Origin of the sequence: Vibrio profundi (genome assembly GCF_043642225.1) — a bacterium.
Lineage (GTDB): Bacteria > Pseudomonadota > Gammaproteobacteria > Enterobacterales > Vibrionaceae > Vibrio > Vibrio profundi_A.
In genome coordinates, this window is sequence record NZ_JBHZSF010000017.1 from 40,983 (window position 1) to 58,955 (window position 17,973).

Here is a 17,973-nt window from a genome sequence, read left to right on the forward strand (position 1 = left end):
GTTTTACTACTCAATAGTTTAGGATTTATCATGTTCGCTCGTCATCGGTTTACAGTATTTGGCTGCTTAGCAATATTGCTTTGGAGTTGCCTAATGGCACTATCAAGAAATGTTTCAGAACAGCTTGGGCCAATAGGTGGCGCTGCATCGATGTATACGGTCAGCTCATTGTTTCTAATATTGGTGATGGGGCTGCCTGACATTCGTAAGTTTTCAAAAACTTACCTCATTGCTGGTGGAGCGATGTTTGTGTGCTACGAGATCTTTTTGTCCCTAGCTTTGGGTATGGCAAACGATAGGCATCAAGCAGTAGAAATGGCGGTGATTAATTACTTATGGCCAGCGATGACAGTATTGGTTGCCGTTATGATGAGCAAGAAGAAAACCAATACTTTTGTTTATCCAAGTATCTTTGTGGCTTTCTTTGGCGTGGCCTGGAGCATCAGTGGGGAGCAAGGGCTTTCGGTTAGTCAAATCTCCGCGAATATCGCCACTAACCCTGCGACATACTCAATGGCGTTCTTTGGTGCAATAATCTGGGCGGTGTATTGTAATTTCACTCAAAAAGTGGCGAAGGGACAAAATGCGATTGTGCTGTTTTTCATCGCGACGGCAATGACTCTCTGGATTCAATATGCACTGAGCAATGAAACTGGGATGAAATTTACGGTCGAAGCGAGTATCGACTTGTTGCTCGCTGGGTTAGTCATGGGATCAGGCTATGCGTTGTGGAATGTCGCGATTCTGGGCGGGAATATGGTTTTACTCGCGACGTTATCTTATTTTACCCCGATTTTTTCTACCTTCCTTTCATCGCTAATCTTAGGGATTTCGTTAACAGGCACTTTTTGGCAGGGTGTCGTTATGGTGACTCTTGGTTCTTTTGCTTGTTGGTGGGTGACTCGAGAGAGAAAAGAAGTGCAATCTGTCCAACAACACGACCTGCCATGATTGCGAGTCGTTAACTCGCAATATTCAAATTGAGTTGAAGGTCGTAGGGTAATTGAGAAAGACGGCGTTGCAATCGGCGGCGCGTTCTTTCTAGTTCATCGACTTCAATCGTATCCGTGTCGCTGTGAATATCCACGTTCACACGTAGCTCTTGACCTACCTTAGTGACTCCCGTCAGCTCTAAATCCTGCTGAGCGTCTTTATCAACGGCAATAACATTTTGATCGACGGTTTCGCATATCTCTTTGTTTGCTGACATCATCAGTAACTCTCTCATTGCTTCTTTCAGCATGTCGAAAGGCACTTTAATAAAGTAGAAAGACATTAACAGCATCATCAGGGGATCCGCGTAAACTGCGTATTGGCTAAATGGTGATAGTGCTACCATCCATGCCACCACAAAACCGGCTGTAACCGCCACACTTAAAAGTGTATCCATTTGCCACTGTTTCGATTCCGCACTGATTAAGCCTGATGAAAAATGGCGACTTTTTCTCGCGATGTACCACCAAGCGTATCCGCAACCAATTACGTTGACGACACCGAAAAGCGTTGCAATGGAAGCGTCAACTTCGCGCCCACCTGAAAATAACGCGACGATCGCTGAATACAATGAATAACCCACAACAAGTAAAATGACCAAGGCCTTGATTGCGATAACAATTGGTTCTATTACTGCACGGCCAAAAGGGAAGTTTGAGTCAGAAGGACGATTGATGTAACGAGAGGCTGCTAGTGACAATAAAGTTAACAGCAAACTGATTAGAGAGTAGACACCATCAAACATGATAACCAGTGAGCCAACCATAAGACCAAGTATCAAGCCCCCCAATGCAAACCCAGATGCTAAAAGGGCTGAGAAGGTCAGTACACGGTTTTCATTTTGGCTTTTCCTGTCACACATGTTGATTTCCTACGTTTGAACACACTTCAATTGTTCGCATACGTAGGAAAATTTACAATGTTTTATCGAAGCGACGAATAGTCCTTCTTTAATGTGATTTGTATAAGTATTTATATTTCAAAGGGTTAAATAAATCAGGTGCTGGCAGTAATTTTGACGCTGACTGATTTGTGAGCAAGCTGGAAATGCAAATAAACCTTTAGAAATCGAATAAGTAGTCACTGAGCTTGTCTGCGAGCCAACTCATTCCTGGGTGCTCAGACATGCCCGCGGCAGTAAACATACAGTAATCTTCTTGCGTAAGACCATAAGTGTGTTTGATAACCGCGATCTCTTGTTTTCTTAGTAGATGTCGAATTAATGGCTCAGGGAGTACCCCCCAAGCTTCTTCTTTTAAGATGGTATCCAGCATGTAGTCAAAGCTAGAGAAACCGATATAACGGCGGGAAAAAGGTTCGAGTTCTGGGTTATCTTTTTCATTAAGGTAAACCATGGTCGCTTGCATAGCGTTCCGCAGTTCTTCGTCTGAAACTCGGCGCATTGCGCTGAGTGGGTGTCCTTTCTTACACACAGACATTAAGCGTATTTTGCCCAGAGGGTTATAAGTGATACGAGGGTCATCTACACGCTCATAATCAACACCAAAAGCGAAATCGACCTGTTGAGTTTCTACAAGGTTGGCAAGGTCACCACTTGAGGCAAGCACAATGTTAAAGGAAGTTGAAGGATAGCGGTTATTGAGTCTATGGGATAAATCCTGCCACATGTCATCGGGCAATGAGTCATCTCGAGCGATCCATATTTCGGCGTTAAACTCCCCTGAAACTTGAGCGCACGTTTGCTTGATTCTGGCTGCGGTCACCAACATGCTTTCGCAATCTTTGTAAACGGCTTTACCGGCTTCCGATAAGGTCACATGATTACCAGAACGAACGAACAACTCCACGTCTAACTCTTTTTCCAACGCTTTAATCGCCATGCTTAATTTGGTTCGATTGCACTCGAGCTGGCGAGCGGCTTCAGAAACAGAGCCTAGATCGGCAACAGAGCAAAAGGCTTGGATTTGAGAGAGGTTCATGTAATGTCCAATGAAATAACAGGGGGCAACCAGTATAATAATCGATTATTGTGCTAGTTATCTTAGAATTTATCCATCATTGGGTGATAACTCTATGACGGAAAGGACAATTTAGTTTACCCTGAGAGGGTTCCTAATATACAAGAAGTAATGATGGAGGCCATGATGGCGAACGAATGGGACGAATACGCACAAGATTGGGAAAAAGACCAAGCGACTGGTGTATTCGCGCAATCAGTATTTGAGCAATTGCAAAAGCTTATTGATCTAGATGGAACCCGTGTTTTAGATTTTGGTTGTGGTACGGGACTATTGAGCCAAAAACTTTCTCCTTTAGTTAAAGAAATTGTTGCTATCGATGGCTCAGAAGCAATGATTGAAGAACTCGATAAAAAAGAGTTATCCAACGTTGAGCCGGTTGTGGATTTTCTTACACGAGGTATTGCCGCTCAGCACCCTGCGTTTAGAAATCAATTTGATGCTGTCGTGGCGTCATCGGTGTGCGGTTTTATCCCAAATCTGCAAGACACTGTGAGCATGATTTATACTCTGCTTGAAGAGGACGGTTTGTTCGTACATTGGGATTGGTGCGTAGAAAGTGATGATGAAGAGTTTGGTTTAACACGTGCGAAATCTATTAACGTATTAACTGCAGCTGGCTTTTCTAATGTGGAAGTGACCACGCCATTTTCCATAGATACAAAGAAAGGTAAGCGCCTTGTCTTAATGGGCGTTGGCTACAAATCTTCAATGAGCAGTACGGTTCATTACGAGTAACAATCATCGGTAAGCGGTATTTGTTTTGGATTCTTCCTAATCGCTCATCATGACGTTAGCGTGATTAAAAAATAGCCTTTGGTGTTTTCGCCAAGGGCTATTTTTTTGCCACCAACAAACCTTAACCCTAATGCTTAAACCCATTCCTGCCCATATTAGAAACGTCGCGGTTTTTACCAAATTTAGAAAGTTGGTCGCAAAGTACTCGTTTTCCAAATTGGAAATTAATTGTTAATTATACTTCATTAGTGGAAATGACTAAGGGTAAGTAAAATAAGACCATAACAACAAAAGGGGTAATTTATGAGCCACGAACATTCTCAATTGCAAAAACGTTTCTCGGACATTATTTCTGACGCTAACTTATCTCCAAAACAAAAATCCAATTACTTGGCGTTAGAGGCAGAAGCTAGCCTTCCATACATGGAAATAAGCGCTGAAGCTAAGCTCGCCCTTGAAGAAGGGGTGTTGTGCGATATGTTTGAGGGCCATGCACCATTTAAGCCGCGTTATGTCTTACCCGATTATTCTAAGTACTTACATCAAGGCTCAAAGTATTTAGAACTTAACGCGGCGACCAATTTTGATGAAGCATTGAATATGCTGACGATCTTGTATCATCACGTGCCATCGGTGACCTCAATCCCAGTTTATCTTGGCCAACTTGATGATGTGTTGATGCCGTTTGTTGGGGATTTGACGGATGAACAGGTCTATCAAAAGCTGAAACTATTCTGGATCATGTTAGATCGCACCTTACCGGATGCATTTATGCATGTGAATATTGGCCCTTCAGACAACATCGTATGTCGCACGATTCTTAAAGTCGATGCGGAACTGAAGCAGATCGCGCCAAATCTAACATTCATGTATGACCCAGCGGTGACCCCAGACGATTTACTTCGTCAAGCGGCTTCGAATATATGTGAGTGCAGCAAGCCCCACATTGCCAACTACCCAGCACACGCAGGCGCGTATGGTGACAAGCGATTTGGCATTGTAAGTTGCTACAACTCGCTTCCTCTAGCGGGTGGTTCTAATACATTGGTTAGAATGAACCTTAAAGAAGTTGCGTTGAAGGCTAACAACATTCAGGAGTTTCTAGAAGAAACGCTTCCTAGCTATAGCCAAGTAATGGTTGAGCTGATGGATGTGCGTAGTGAATTCTTACACGAAAAATCCAATTTCTTTGAAGGCTTCTTAACAAAAGAGGGCTTAATCGAAGAAGCTCGTTTTGCGCCTATGTTTGGCATATACGGTATGGCAGAAGCGGTCAACAACCTAATGGAAAAAGAAGGTTGTCATGAACGTTACGGACACGGCGAAAAAGCGAATCAACTAGGGCACACCATTTCAGAGAAACTGGCTAAGCTAGTGGATTCTATGCCGGTAAAATATGGGTTGGATGGCAAAGCCTTATTGCACGCCCAAGGTGGCATCAGCTTAGATAAGGATGTGACACCAGGTGTGCGAATTCCTTATGGTACAGAGCCTGATCCGGTTTCTTACGTGCGCGCTACGGCAGGGCATCACCAGTTTTATACATCGGGGATCAGCGATATCTTGACGATCGATGAGACGGTTAAGTCGAACCCTGAGGCAATGTTCAACTTATGCAAAGGTGCCATTCATGCAGGTTATCGCGAGTTTACCGCTAACGTTGCTTCCAACGATCTAGTCCGTGTAACAGGGTACATGATCAAGTTGTCTGAAATTGCTAAGTACGACGACGAAGGGTCTCGCACTAACACGACATTTCTTGGGAATGAGGCAGCGAAAAATACCGGCATTCTGGACCGTAAACCGAGAGTCGCAAGTATTGAGATGTCTCCGGTTTATGAATAGTTTTCTGATCTAACAACTCATGGCTAGGGTTATTAAAAATAATAAGACAGAAAAACAAGCGAAGGTCAGCCGTGTGCTGACCTTCTCTTGTGTTGACGGACCTGGAAATCGCTTGGTGCTTTTTCTGCAAGGTTGCAATTTTGATTGCATCACATGCCACAATCCTCACACCATTAATCACTGTAATCATTGCGGTGACTGTGTTGAACCTTGTCCGAGCGGTGCGCTTAGTATAAATGAACGTGGCCATGTTGAATGGGATGCGACGAAATGTACTCACTGTGACAAGTGCATTGAAGTTTGTGATCATAAATCCAGCCCCAAAATCACCCAGATGTCCGTCACTGAGGTTGTCAAACTCATCCACTTCAATCGCTTTTTCTTGAATGGCGTAACGGTATCCGGTGGTGAAGCAACAATGCAGTTGCCTTTCATTATCGACCTGTTTAAAGCAATAAAAGAAAACGAAGAGCTCTCTCACTTAACCTGTTTTATCGACAGCAATGGTTCACTCCCTATCAGTGGGTGGCAGCGTGTTTTGCCCTACTTAGACGGTGTAATGGTGGATTTGAAGTCGTGGCAAGACGATACCCACCAATGGTTAGTAGGCAGAAGTAACCACCGAGTGTTTAAGTCTATTCAATGGCTCGCCGATCACGACAAATTGCATGAGGTTCGTTTACTTCATATTCCGGGGAAAAGCGACCTAGATAGTGAAGTTGTTGCGGTTGGCGAATACCTAAAGCGTTTACCGCCGAAAGTGCAAATCCGCCTGAATGCGTTTCAGCATCATGGTGTTCAGGGTGAAGCGTTAGAATGGCCAAAGTGTAGCGAAGAACAAATGAGCGCATTCCATGAGCAGCTATCTGTGTTTGTGCAACGGCCCATTATCACGCCAAGCGTATATGTTTAACCTCAGTTATTGAACAGGTAGAGAGCTTTCTAGGAATTGATCCCTTAACCATTTCATCGCTTGATCGTTCATATTAGGTTTACTCCATACCAAGCTGTAGGCGACTTTTCCATAGTCGAATGGAAGGGGTTTGCTAATGAGTCCCTTTGCTTGAAGAGCTTTCTGAGACCAAGCCTTAGAGCAGGTGAAGAGTAATTCCGTATGATGGCACATGACTGCCGCAGAGCCAAAATCAGAGACTGTTACGGCGATCTCTCTGGCTTTGTGTTGCTGCACTAAGTGCTGCTCGAAGTAAGGTTGAGACAGCTCTTTATCAAGAATGGCGACATGTTGATAGTCCAGATAATTCTCGATGGTGAGTGGTTGCTTGGCAAGCGGATGAGCAGCGTCCATCAAGCAGATCATTTCGTCTGAATGAATGGTTTGCCACACTAAATCTTTATTATTGGTTGGCGGCTGGCTTATATCGTGCGGCAGTAAGATAAAGTCGATTTGCCCACTGAGTAAAGCATCAAACCCCAACTGTTCCTTCGAATAAACCGTTAAAGAAGCTTTTGGCGCTGACTGAGTGGTGATGTTACCTATTATTGGCGCAAACAACTCAAATGTGCTTTCACGCATCGCTAGGCTAAAGCTTCCTTGGTACTCGACAGGAGAAAAGCTTTTTTGGTGCAATAGCCCGTTCATACTCGACAATATTGCGTGAACTGTCGGGGCAATTTGAATCGCGAAAGGTGTCGGGATGAGCTTGGTTCCATCTCGATAAAAAAGCTCGTCTCTGAGCAAACCTCTAAGTTGCGTTAAAGTTTTACTGACACTTGATGGACTAACGCAGAGTTGATCGGCAGTCAGGGTAACACTATGCGTATTGAGCATGATGTGAAGCGCGGTTAAGTGCTTTAAACTTACGCGGGATAAATGCAGGTAATCCATTGAAATAGCTCAGTAAATGATAACGAACTTAGTATAACGTTTACTGAGCATATAAGAACAATAGATTTATCGCCAGGTGAGAGTTATGAAATGACTTGCTCGATCTCTTCAAGTACTTCCGGGTTGGCGATTGCACCAATGTTTTTGACTTCTTGCCCATGGACAATTTGTTTAACGGCTAGCTCGACGAGCTTCCCTGATTTGGTTTTTGGGATTTGGCTGATGGAGTAAATCGATTTAGGTACATGTCTTGGTGAACATTGCTTTCTAAGTAAAGATCGAATGAGAGCTTCTGTCTTTTCATCAAGAACTTGTTCAGCCGCCATTTGTACAAAAAGTATGATGGACTCATCGTTCTGTTCTTTGCGTCCTACGGCAATAGAGTCGGTGATCTCTGGCATTGCGTTCACTTGCTGGTAGATTTCTCCTGTACCAATACGTACTCCGCCAGGGTTCAGAGTTGTATCACTTCTTCCGTAAAAAAGCATACCGCATTCAGGTGTCTGTTTAACATCGTCGCCATGATGCCAAATCCCTTCGAATTTATCCCAATATGCCGCATGATACTTTTCACCATCGTCATTCCAAAAACCGATAGGCTGGTTAGGAAAGCTGTTGTGACAGGTGAGCTCTCCACGTTGATTCACGACAGGTTGGCCATGTTCGTTCATCACTCTTATATCTAACCCTAAGCCACTTCCTTGGCACTCCCCCCTAAAGACAGGGCTAATGGGGTTGCCTAATACAAAGCACCCGCATATATCGGTACCGCCGGAAATAGAGGCAAGATGAAGATCGGGCTTGACGTTCTGGTACACGAAATCGAACTGTTCTGGGTAAAGCACAGAGCCGGTTGAACATAAGGTCTTTAAATCGGATAGATCAAAGACGTCTGAAGGCGTAAAATCGGATTTTTGAAGGGCCTCTAAATATTTGGCAGAGGTTCCAAATAAAGTGATTTGATGTTTAGAAGCTAAACCCCACAGTACGCTTGGAGATGGGTACATAGGGCTACCATCAAATATGACGAGAGTCGCACCACTCGCTAGGGCAGAGACATGCCAATTCCACATCATCCAACCGCAAGTCGTGTAGTAAAAGACTCTATCTCTAGGTTTGATATCACAGTGTAATTGGTGCTCTTTGAGGTGGTTTATAGTCGTACCACCGACCGAGTGAATAATGCATTTAGGTTTTCCAGTGGTGCCGGAGGAGTAGAGTATGAATAGGGGATCATTGAAGCTAACTCTAGTAAAGCCTAGTGCTTTAGGAGCGTTTAACGATTCCATGTTGCTCCACGACAAAACAATGGGCGATGTATCGACTTGAGCAGCATAGTGGATCTCGCAGTTTGAGATTAAGCTTGGGAGCTGAGCGATAATGGCTTGATTCTTTTCCCTCATATCGAAAGTTTTGCCATTAAAGGAATAGCCGTTACAGCAGAAAAACACTTTAGGTTGGACTTGGCTAAATCGCTCAATAACGCTCTCAACGCCGAAGTCGGGGGAGGTAGATGTCCAGACCGCACCAAGGCTTGTCGTTGCCAGCATAGCGATCAGAGTTTCCGAGATGTGAGGCAGGTATCCGGCTACGACATCCCCTTGCTTGATCCCTTGCTGTTGTAACCATTGTTGTACGCAAGAGACTTTTTCGGACAATTCTTTCCACGTCAGAGTGTGACCATCACCATTTTCATTTTCGAAAATCAGCGCAACCTCGTCACTTAACTGTTCCGAATACGACAATAAATTTTCTGCGTAGTTGAGTTTAGCCTGAGGAAACCATTGGGTATCTCTAGCCGATAGAAAGGTATCCCACTTGGCCTCATCGTCGATGGTTGTGAGGTTTCCTTTCTCTCCGATTAGCTGACAATAGTTCCAGACTTCTTGCCAAAACTGAGCGGAGTCCTTGACTGACCATGCTTGAAGCTGAGCGTAATCTTCAATGCCACCGACTTTATTTTGGAGTCGCTGAATAAATTCGTTGAGATTCGACTGCTGAACTCTTTGCTGAGTAGGCACCCAAATTGGCTGAGTAGACGGCATAACATTCCTTGAGAGTCCATTCGTTAATTGTATTAGTTTTGTTATAAAAACCTCGAATGTCAAAAAAAGGCGAAATTTTACCCTGCTGATAAATAAGGTAAAAAACTACAAATGTAAAATAAATGTTACAGATGTTGTTTGTTTAAAATTCCACCAACCATTGGCAGGAACAAATCGAGTAGATAGGCTTAAAAGTAACTCAATTGGAAAGGAGGGAGTGATGAGTAAGTATCATTCCAAGCCAGTAAATGCGGCAGGGATTGTCGATTGGAGCCATGAAGAAGATTTGATATGGCGTGACTTGCTGACTCGGCAGTTATCCGTCGTAGAAGACCGCGCGTGCCGTGCTTATCTTGAAGGTTTGGAAACGCTAAACCTGTCGGTGGATCGGGTTCCACAATTACCAGACATTAATCGCGTATTGATGGAGAAAACGGGCTGGCGAGTTGAACCTGTACCTGCGTTGATTAATTTTGATCGGTTTTTTGGCCTGCTGTCTGAGAAAAAATTTCCAGTGGCTACGTTTTTGAGAAGCCGTGAAGAGTTTGATTATTTGCAAGAACCTGATTTTTTTCATGAGGTGTTTGGTCATTGTGCAATGCTTACTCACCCTGACTTTGCTTCGTTCACGCATCGATATGGCCAATTGGGCGTCACTGCAACCAGTAAAGAACGGGCATATTTAGCTCGTTTGTATTGGTTCACCGTTGAATTTGGGTTAGTTAAAGAAAACGGCCAAACAAAAATTTATGGCGGAGGCGTATTGTCTTCTCCTGGAGAAACCGTGTATTCGCTAGAAAGCGAGGTTGCGCTTCGAAAAGCATTCAAGGTCTCAGATGTGCTTAGGACCCCTTATAGAATCGATATTATGCAGCCGGTTTATTATGAGTTAAGTGACATTTCGGACCTTTACCAGTTAAGCCAAATGGATCTGATGGAAAGCGTTCATCAGGCGATGGCACTTGAATTATACCCACCACTATTTGAACCAAAGGAAGTAACACATGCTTGATGAATTACGTTGTGAAGCTTGTAGCGTGGATGCTATGGCGCTGTCGAAGGAAGAACGAGAGTTACTTTTGACAGAGCTTAATGGCTGGACAATGCTTGAAAGGGATTCGATTCCTCAGTTAGAAAAAGTCTACAAATTCAAAAACTTTAAATTGGCGTGGGCATTTAGTAATCGAGTCGCTGAATTGGCAGAAGATGAATTCCATCACCCTTCGATTTTATTGGAATGGGGAAAAGTGACAGTAACATGGTGGAGTCATTCTATTAAAGGGCTACATAAGAATGACTTTATCTGCGCAGCTAAATGCGATTCATTGATTGAATAAATCCCTTTTCGTCACATCTCTTTAAACTGAATTACCTCCTAGCTTGATAAGTTCCCCTTCATATCTTATCAAGCTATTTTCATGTCTGTTACTTGAGCGGAAACCTTAGGCTCACCTGTTAAGCTCGCATCGTTACTCGCACTATTATTTTCAAATAGGGCGATCACTTCTTTTAAGCTCACGGGCTTGGATTTTAAATACCCTTGGATGTAGTCGCAGCCGAACCCATTCAATATTGAAAGTTGAGTATCAGTTTCGACGCCTTCCGCGACCACTTTTAGTGAAATAGTATGTGCCATGTTGATAATGGCTTTGCACAACTTGCTCGACTTATGACTTGGTTGGTCAATATTATCGATGAAGGTTTTGTCCATTTTTAGAATGTCGATAGGGTAATCGCACAGAACAGACAGAGAAGAGAAGCCGGAACCAAAATCATCCAGGTAGATGGTAACGCCGAGCTTGCGAATCTCCTCAAGCGCCTCAATGGTGCATTCAGAATTACTCAACAATAGAGATTCGGTAATCTCGACGCCGAGCAAATGTGCTGGGAAATTTGAATGGTGTAATTCATTGAGTAGCGTGTGCACAATATGATTCGATTCAAACTGCTTTGCAGAGACGTTGATGTTGATCCTCGGCACATCAGTGATCAGTGGGTTTAGCCAAAGTTGCTCTAAGGTTCGACAGGCTTCTTTCACAACCCAATCGCCAATTCTAATGATCAACCCTGTTTCCTCGGCGATAGGGATGAAGTCGGCAGGAGAAATCGAACCAAAATCATGATGTTCCCAGCGAATAAGCGCTTCGATGCCTTTGAAGCTTTGTGTTTTCTGACAAAATATAGGTTGATAAGCGAGAGATAACTGCTGTTGCTCCGTGGCGAGAGTCAGTTCTTGCTCAAGAGTAAATCTCTGTTTTGCTTGAACAAACATGGCGTCATCGAAAAATACAACCCCCTCATTGCTCGAGCGTTTCGCTTTGTACATCGCGGTGTCTGCCTCACGCAATATTTGCGCTAGGGTATACCGACGGTCCGTAACAAGAGAGACACCGATACTTGCCCCTAAATGACAAATGCGCCCGTTGATTTTGTACGGTTGAGAAATCAGATCGTTATATCGTCGTGCGATATCGTGTAAGGTCTTTTGTTCAACGTGATTATCAAGACACACCACGAATTCGTCGCCCCCAAAGCGGAAACAGATATCACCGTCGCGAGTATTTTTGTTTAGCCTACTCGCGACTTGTTGCAAGACTAAGTCCCCAATGAGGTGCCCCATAGAGTCATTGATCACTTTGAACCTGTCGAGATCAATGAATAGAACGGAAAATCCGTCAATTTCAGGATCCTGAATCTGTTTGATCTTCTTTGACAAGTGTTGGTTCAGCGCCTGACGGTTATGCAACCCCGTCAGATCATCACGGATGGCTTGTTGCTCGATAGAGCGTGTTTTGTCTTCAACTAACTTGTTGGAAATCTCTAATCTAAGGGCGTAGAAGCGCGCGCCCCACGCAACCGAGAAGGTGAGCAGTAAGATCAACAGCATGCAAGTACCGCCATAGATAAGCGTGCTGTGGCTGTTGTCTAATGTCGAGACTTCAATTCGCCATGTACTATTTAGCGCGGGAATATACAGATCTTTAGTGCGAATGACCTTTCTTTCGAGTCCTGTTTTTCTAATCAAGTCACTGTTTAAATGAGATTGAAAAATAGGGGCAGAGTCGACATTTGACGCTAAGTAAACGTTGATATTTAAAGATTGTGCGTTCACTTCGTCTTGCCAAGTAATGCCTAGAAACTCGTAGAAAGTGATGTTGGCGATAATGAATCCATCGAGTTGATTGTCTTGGTCTGACACATGTAGGTACAGCTTGCTACCGGGATAACCATCTTGCTGCACGTTTTGTGCAATCAGGTTTCCAGTTGAAAACGCTTTAGACATCGCTGAGATATCGGCACAATTGGCGTCGATGCTGATTCCCAGTGCATCGCTACCTTCAAATTGTGGGGAGACATAAAATGCGGGGAAAAGAGCTTGGTTAAATGGGCTGTTACAGACTTTAGAAACTTGAGGATTATATTGGACGCGATACCCTAGGTGACCTTGCTTTTTAGCTTGCTGCTCAAGGCTGGGAATATTGTGCGGCGATGTCTTTGGGGCCCAAAGAATAGACTGGATACCCGAATCTATTCCTGTTTTTTGGTCTAAGTAATGCTGAAACTGAGTTTGAGAGGGGCTATTAGCATGAAGAAGAAATGCTCGTGTTGAGTTCATTAGGTTACTGACAGACTCAAAAGAAGCATTGAGTGCTTTGATTTTATTATCAAACTGGATGTCGAGTTGATCTTGAAGCCGACGGGATTCATAGAAGCCGATCGTAAGGAAACTGGCAATCGCAGTCAAAATTCCTATAAACCATATGAGACTAATTGTTCTGTAACCAAAAGAACGCAACAATCGATAAAATCCAGTTAATGATCACTGAGTCTTATCATAGTGGTAAAGTTATCATTTGCAAATGATAATTGTTGCTATTTATGAAAGGTCTTATGAGTTATGGGGCTTAGCTCTCTCTGAGATAGAAAGAGCTAAGACTTCAGATGAATATTAGCGAGCGAGTTTATGATGGGCTCTTGAGAAGTGACCTGCGCAGAACGCACCTACAATGGATAACTCCCCAGCCAAACACAGTGCAGCACACACTTCCGCGAGCGCTTGAGAGTTTCCGTTACCATGTAACCCCATCAAATCGAGACAGGCCTTTTGGCTTGGTAAGCTTGTACCTCCCCCCACAGTACCAAGCATTAAGTTTGGTAGTGTGACACTGGCGTACAAGTCTCCTTTTTTGTTCAGCTCCATACGGGTCATGCCGATGGCAGATTCAGCAACGCACGCTGCATCTTGACCGCATGCAATGTATAACGCGGCTAGCGCATTCGCATAATGCGCGTTGATACCAATAGTGCCGCTTAAAGCTCCCCCGACAGTCGTCATCTGGCCAAACTGCATCATTTTTTCTGGGGTCGTATGTAAATACTTTTTCACCAACTCCGCTGGAATGTGCACTTCGGCGGTGACTTTTTTACCGCGTACACTACGTAAGGTTTGTGAATTAGCTTTTTTGTCACCAGACAAATTTCCATCTAGAAAAGCGTATTCTGGCTTAACAGGCGTATTGTGAATGATGTATTCAAATACCGCATTCGTTGCGATGGTCACCATGTTTTGACCTGAAGCGTCGCCTGTCAAAAACTCAAATACCAAGTAAACATGGTTGCCTTCGATATTAATATTAATGTCGGTGAGCTTGCCGTGAGAGGTAGTCGCTTCAGCTAATTCTTTGAAGGTTTCGTATTGAGTCACTGCCCAAGCAACAAACTGACCCGCTTCAACCAAACCATAAAATGCAAAACCTGGTGTTCTTGTTACCCCTTCGTTCAATAACATTGCGCTTGCTCCGCCACAGGCGGTGAGCAATTGAGAACCTCTGTTGTATGAGGCAACTAAAGCGGCTTCAGTCGTCGCTAACGGAACGAGATAGTCACCTTTTGCAAATAACCCATGGACGCGCAGCGGGCCTGCAATGCCCACCGGTACTTTCACTGTACCGACAAAGTGTTCAATGTTCTTTTGATAGGCTAGGCACTGCTGCTGAGTATGGGGATCGAGCAGTTCACTTTGAGCATCCGGCAAGTCAATGGATGCCCAGCGTCTGTCGATATTTTTTTCAGTTAAAAATGGGCTAGGGGTAAGCTTATTGGCAGGCTTTGAAAAATTAGGTTCGAGTTTAAGCTCTAATTCGTCTGCGGAGATATCGCCTCCTAAGATGGAAACATAGTCACGGCGGTGCAGATTGAGTTTTGGCATAGTCTTATTAGATTATTATTTTGCGCTGATTTTACCGAGTAAAATCTCAGAAACAAGCGCTGGATATAAGGAGTTACAGTTTGATCCGCTTGGCAAGATAAATCGTAGGTTATTTGCACAGAATGGGTGTCACCATTAACACCAGTTACATTGATTTAACGAGCAGATGCTAGATATGAATATCAAGTAAGCTACCTATGACTTCATTGTTACGTTCGACGACACTCGCGCCAATACGGTTGTAGCTTGAGCTTTGATTCAGTTTCATTAAAGCATCGGAGTGAGACGCAGGAGGCGGAGGTGAAGAAGACTCGTCTTTGGATTCTTCTTTAGGCAAGTCAACTTTATTGAAAGAAAGATCATTGCGCTCTTGTTCGTATTCAGAGGCTTGGTTTGCTTCAAGCGCAGCTTCTTCAGCCATCTTAGATGACTGCTGTATCAGCTGATAACCTGATTGAACCCCTGAAATTGGCATAATGACCTCAAAGCACAAACTTACATTGTAAGTTTAGAACGGTGAAATATTGTACGCAACCTCTACCGTGTAAAACCGTTTAGTTGAACAGCGCTGAGATCATTGAGTGCTCTTCGTCTGTCACGATGTCGGTCGGTTGAACATCAAGAGATTGATGTATTTCACCTTGTAGCGACTTGAGCTGTTGTGGTGTGAGTAACTGTAATTGCTGTTTTAATGCTTCAAATTGTTGTGTATTCATAGCGCTAACCTTAGCTTCTCGTTGAACGGCAGTGTTGACGAGTTGAGCGTTTTCTACTGTATTGTGTTCTTGAAGGTTTTTTAGTTTTAAGCTCTGAAAAATGTTGGAGTTTGAGTGAGTTCCTTTCATAACAAAACTCATTTTCCAAATGATGATGACCACTATAAGTTTTGGTGCTCACTTTTTGTCCGAGAACTGTCAGGGAAGGTCAATGAAAAGTAAATCAGGAAGGGAAAATGCACCAATTATGAAACAAGCTGATAACAGGAAATTGGTGCATTGAATGGGGTAATGAAACAGCGCTAACTCACTTTCACCGCGAATTTAGTGGCTAGTGTGTGCAGTTCCGGAAGCATTCGATAAATCAGGTGAAGCTGTTGTAGCACCATTCGAACGGAACTTTCGTCTTCTTCTCGCCACTCCGTTAGCCGCTTATCCAAATCTGGGTCGTGAATATTGCTTACGTCGCACTCTTCACAATGACTGTATAGCTGGGATTGCAAGGCTTCTAAGTGCTGGTGAATAACACGGTGCGCATCCAACACAAGTTTGTGGGTGCTCTCATCTGAAATTCGAGTTCGGTGTGCGCCAAGAGCGGAAATGTAGCTGAGTAGCGCGTGGTTCAGAGTTAAGAAGCGAAAACTCTCATCAACCAGCGTTCGATATTTTCCCGGCTCTACAAGCATGCTGCTGATCACCGACGTTAAGTTCGCATCATGGTTGTGGGCGCTACGGCGGGCAATTCGATAACTGAGATTGTCTTTTTTACCAATTCGATATTGGCCGATGATTTGCCCTAAATAGAGTTTATTTGAGTCAACCGCGTCGGCCATCACTCGGTGTAATCGTTTAGATTGCCAGTCGGGTAGAATATACATGACAGCCAGTACTGCGAGGCCGCAGCCAATTAATGTATCGGCAAGCCTTGGTAATACTACGGCATACCCTTCGCCTAATTGATTGAAACAAAACAGCACTAATAAAGTGATGAAGCCAGTGGCAAAACTATAGTTGTTGATCCTGAAGGCAAAGAACATAACCCCGGAAATCACAATAAACACCAACTGGCTTCCTTGCGATGGGAAGAATGTCAGTAATGGCACACCAATCAGCAAACCTGCCAGAGTCCCTAAGACACGAGCAGTGAGTTTTTGACGGGTTGCACTGTAGTTTGGCTGACACACAAATAAGGTTGTTAGCAGAATCCAGTATCCTCGCTCAATATCAAACCCTTGAATGATGGCATAACCGGCGGTGAGGGCTAGAGACATACGTATTGCATGTCGAAACAACATTGAATCTTTGTTTAAGTTCGCTTTGATCTTTAGCCACATTGCTTTCAAGTTATGTGGGTTGGTGTCATCTAACGTGTCTTCTTCAAGCTTCTCGGCATCAGGGTTGTTGATGTTAGAAAGTTGCTTTTCAACGGTCGCCAAGTTATTGAACAGGTAGCCTAGTTGTCCAAGTAAGGCTTTCCACTGTGGGTTATTTTGCTGTTCTAAATGCATGAGTGACGATTGCAACTCATCCAGCGCCATCATTGATTTATCGCTATGTTGGTATTCAGTTCCAAGCTGTAGGGAATTTGCAATATCACGACACGCATTAGCCTGAGCTTCAAGTAGGTATTTGAAGCGGAATAGTATGTCAGAACGTTCAAAATGCTGAGCGAGCTCTTGGTATCGGTAATGGCTAGAACTTACCCGTTCATGAATGTCTTGCGCCATAAAATAGATATTCAAAAATCGGTCACTAGGTCCATCAATGTGACCTCGCTTTGAGCGATTTAATAACGTTAACTTACAGGTGTTTAAAGCTAATACGGTACTGGCATTGAGCTTCGCTTCCGTAATACGAAAAGGCTGCGGTGTTAAGTCACGAACTGGGTGGAATAGCTCTGACTTTGAGTCCATGTAGTTAGCAACTTCAGAAAAAACATTGGCAAGGTTTTGTTGAACAGGCTGCATTGGCCAAATTATTTGCCAAATCATCGACATGAAATAGTACCAAGCGGCACCAGAAAGAAGCAGCAAAGGCTGGAACCATAGGTTTTCGCTCTCGTGAGCACCAAGCATGGCGTAAATGGCAATGAGCAGTGAACCAAAAGCGATGCTCGCGTATTTGGGCCCAATCGCGCCAAGTATGATGAACGCAAAAGTAGAGGCGAATAAACCAATCGCGAACAGGATTGGCGTGTTGAATAACAATTCGATTGAGAAAGCGGCGATCGCAAAACAGATGAACGTGAGCGTGAGCGCTTTGAGGCGGCCAGTGAAACTGTCATCACTTTCCGCAAGTGCAGCGGCGATTACGCCGAGTATCAAAGGTGTAATGAGCGTGTTTTGTTCAAAGTACCAAGCGGGTACGACAACCCCCAGTAAAGTGATTAATATCAAGACACTGTAGTTAAAGGTTTTATTGGCCCAATAGAGGCGTAAATTTGCGGACAACGACACTGTGATTCACTGACTAGGGAAAACCACAATCCTAGCAGAAATCAACAATAAGATTATGATTCAGATTCAGAATTACCATTAGATGTTCAGGAAATCACCAATAGGCAGCGTGACATTATTATTTCCTTTAGCATCGTGATATAAAT

The 17,973-nt window shown here is 43.8% G+C and carries 15 protein-coding genes; 6 read left to right on the top strand and 9 right to left on the bottom strand.

Features of this window, described 5'->3' with window-relative positions; translation table 11 throughout:
• The first annotated feature begins 30 nt into the window (after positions 1–30).
• Positions 31–951: an aromatic amino acid DMT transporter YddG gene (gene yddG, locus ACHUFI_RS19715; RefSeq protein ID WP_394252271.1), complete on the top strand. Its 921-nt coding sequence runs from the start codon at positions 31–33 to the stop codon at positions 949–951.
• Positions 952–961: 10 nt separating this feature from the next.
• Here yddG and ACHUFI_RS19720 read toward each other — a convergent pair whose 3' ends face one another.
• Both ACHUFI_RS19720 and ACHUFI_RS19725 read right to left on the bottom strand, forming a co-directional pair.
• Positions 962–1,855, bottom strand: a complete 894-nt coding sequence (locus ACHUFI_RS19720; protein WP_394252273.1) for a cation diffusion facilitator family transporter — start codon at positions 1,853–1,855, stop codon at positions 962–964.
• Positions 1,856–2,054: 199 nt separating this feature from the next.
• Positions 2,055–2,933 (bottom strand): LysR family transcriptional regulator, encoded by an 879-nt coding sequence (locus tag ACHUFI_RS19725; RefSeq protein ID WP_394252275.1) that lies wholly within the window; start codon positions 2,931–2,933, stop codon positions 2,055–2,057.
• 165 nt (positions 2,934–3,098) lie between these two features.
• Here ACHUFI_RS19725 and ACHUFI_RS19730 point away from each other — a divergent pair, with 165 nt between their 5' ends.
• From ACHUFI_RS19730 to ACHUFI_RS19740, 3 genes are all read left to right on the top strand, one after another.
• Positions 3,099–3,710 (top strand): class I SAM-dependent DNA methyltransferase, encoded by a 612-nt coding sequence (locus ACHUFI_RS19730; RefSeq protein WP_394252342.1) that lies wholly within the window; start codon positions 3,099–3,101, stop codon positions 3,708–3,710.
• Positions 3,711–4,013: 303 nt separating this feature from the next.
• Positions 4,014–5,555, top strand: a complete 1,542-nt coding sequence (locus ACHUFI_RS19735) for a YjjI family glycine radical enzyme (RefSeq protein WP_394252277.1) — start codon at positions 4,014–4,016, stop codon at positions 5,553–5,555.
• A gap of 19 nt (positions 5,556–5,574) precedes the next feature.
• The gene (locus ACHUFI_RS19740; protein WP_394252279.1) at positions 5,575–6,468 is read left to right on the top strand and encodes a YjjW family glycine radical enzyme activase; all 894 of its coding nucleotides are present in this window, start codon (positions 5,575–5,577) and stop codon (positions 6,466–6,468) included.
• A gap of 6 nt (positions 6,469–6,474) precedes the next feature.
• Here the strand turns inward: ACHUFI_RS19740 and ACHUFI_RS19745 are convergent, their stop codons facing one another.
• Together ACHUFI_RS19745 and ACHUFI_RS19750 are read right to left on the bottom strand one after the other, a co-directional pair.
• Positions 6,475–7,401 carry a LysR family transcriptional regulator gene (locus tag ACHUFI_RS19745; protein WP_394252281.1) on the bottom strand — a complete coding sequence of 309 codons (927 nt, stop codon included), beginning with the start codon at positions 7,399–7,401 and terminating at the stop codon, positions 6,475–6,477.
• 83 nt (positions 7,402–7,484) lie between these two features.
• Positions 7,485–9,446, bottom strand: coding sequence for an acetoacetate--CoA ligase (locus tag ACHUFI_RS19750; protein ID WP_394252283.1), 1,962 nt, complete (start codon positions 9,444–9,446; stop codon positions 7,485–7,487).
• 220 nt (positions 9,447–9,666) lie between these two features.
• Between ACHUFI_RS19750 and phhA the strand changes: the two genes are divergently transcribed.
• Positions 9,667–10,458 (top strand): phenylalanine 4-monooxygenase, encoded by a 792-nt coding sequence (gene phhA, locus ACHUFI_RS19755; protein ID WP_394252285.1) that lies wholly within the window; start codon positions 9,667–9,669, stop codon positions 10,456–10,458.
• The gene (locus tag ACHUFI_RS19760; RefSeq protein WP_394252287.1) at positions 10,451–10,783 is read left to right on the top strand and encodes a 4a-hydroxytetrahydrobiopterin dehydratase; all 333 of its coding nucleotides are present in this window, start codon (positions 10,451–10,453) and stop codon (positions 10,781–10,783) included. The genes phhA and ACHUFI_RS19760 overlap by 8 nt, the downstream gene beginning before the upstream one ends.
• Before the next feature lie 68 nt (positions 10,784–10,851).
• Here the strand turns inward: ACHUFI_RS19760 and ACHUFI_RS19765 are convergent, their stop codons facing one another.
• From ACHUFI_RS19765 to yccS, 5 genes are all read right to left on the bottom strand, one after another.
• Entirely contained in the window at positions 10,852–13,191 is a 2,340-nt protein-coding gene (locus tag ACHUFI_RS19765) for a bifunctional diguanylate cyclase/phosphodiesterase (RefSeq protein ID WP_394252289.1), read from the bottom strand.
• A 204-nt stretch (positions 13,192–13,395) separates the two neighbouring features.
• Complete coding sequence (locus ACHUFI_RS19770; protein ID WP_394252291.1) at positions 13,396–14,655, bottom strand: hydroxymethylglutaryl-CoA reductase; 1,260 nt, start codon at positions 14,653–14,655, stop codon at positions 13,396–13,398.
• Between the two features lie 169 nt (positions 14,656–14,824).
• Positions 14,825–15,130 carry a hypothetical protein gene (locus ACHUFI_RS19775; RefSeq protein WP_394252293.1) on the bottom strand — a complete coding sequence of 102 codons (306 nt, stop codon included), beginning with the start codon at positions 15,128–15,130 and terminating at the stop codon, positions 14,825–14,827.
• 79 nt (positions 15,131–15,209) lie between these two features.
• Entirely contained in the window at positions 15,210–15,500 is a 291-nt protein-coding gene (locus ACHUFI_RS19780) for a hypothetical protein (protein ID WP_394252346.1), read from the bottom strand.
• Between the two features lie 173 nt (positions 15,501–15,673).
• Positions 15,674–17,827 carry a YccS family putative transporter gene (gene yccS / locus ACHUFI_RS19785; protein ID WP_394252295.1) on the bottom strand — a complete coding sequence of 718 codons (2,154 nt, stop codon included), beginning with the start codon at positions 17,825–17,827 and terminating at the stop codon, positions 15,674–15,676.
• Between the last annotated feature and the right edge of the window lie 146 nt (positions 17,828–17,973).

Bases quoted from the DNA above. Each gene is read 5' to 3' on its own strand.
- ACHUFI_RS19745 (WP_394252281.1), bottom strand. From the start codon at position 7,401: ATGGATTACCTGCATTTATCCCGCGTAAGTTTAAAGCACTTAACCGCG.
- ACHUFI_RS19730 (WP_394252342.1), top strand. From the start codon at position 3,099: ATGGCGAACGAATGGGACGAATACGCACAAGATTGGGAAAAAGACCAA.
- ACHUFI_RS19720 (WP_394252273.1), bottom strand. From the start codon at position 1,855: ATGTGTGACAGGAAAAGCCAAAATGAAAACCGTGTACTGACCTTCTCA.
- ACHUFI_RS19760 (WP_394252287.1), top strand. From the start codon at position 10,451: ATGCTTGATGAATTACGTTGTGAAGCTTGTAGCGTGGATGCTATGGCG.
- ACHUFI_RS19750 (WP_394252283.1), bottom strand. From the start codon at position 9,446: ATGCCGTCTACTCAGCCAATTTGGGTGCCTACTCAGCAAAGAGTTCAG.
- yddG (WP_394252271.1), top strand. From the start codon at position 31: ATGTTCGCTCGTCATCGGTTTACAGTATTTGGCTGCTTAGCAATATTG.
- ACHUFI_RS19770 (WP_394252291.1), bottom strand. From the start codon at position 14,655: ATGCCAAAACTCAATCTGCACCGCCGTGACTATGTTTCCATCTTAGGA.
- ACHUFI_RS19775 (WP_394252293.1), bottom strand. From the start codon at position 15,130: ATGCCAATTTCAGGGGTTCAATCAGGTTATCAGCTGATACAGCAGTCA.
- ACHUFI_RS19740 (WP_394252279.1), top strand. From the start codon at position 5,575: ATGGCTAGGGTTATTAAAAATAATAAGACAGAAAAACAAGCGAAGGTC.
- ACHUFI_RS19735 (WP_394252277.1), top strand. From the start codon at position 4,014: ATGAGCCACGAACATTCTCAATTGCAAAAACGTTTCTCGGACATTATT.
- ACHUFI_RS19725 (WP_394252275.1), bottom strand. From the start codon at position 2,933: ATGAACCTCTCTCAAATCCAAGCCTTTTGCTCTGTTGCCGATCTAGGC.
- phhA (WP_394252285.1), top strand. From the start codon at position 9,667: ATGAGTAAGTATCATTCCAAGCCAGTAAATGCGGCAGGGATTGTCGAT.
- ACHUFI_RS19780 (WP_394252346.1), bottom strand. From the start codon at position 15,500: ATGAAAGGAACTCACTCAAACTCCAACATTTTTCAGAGCTTAAAACTA.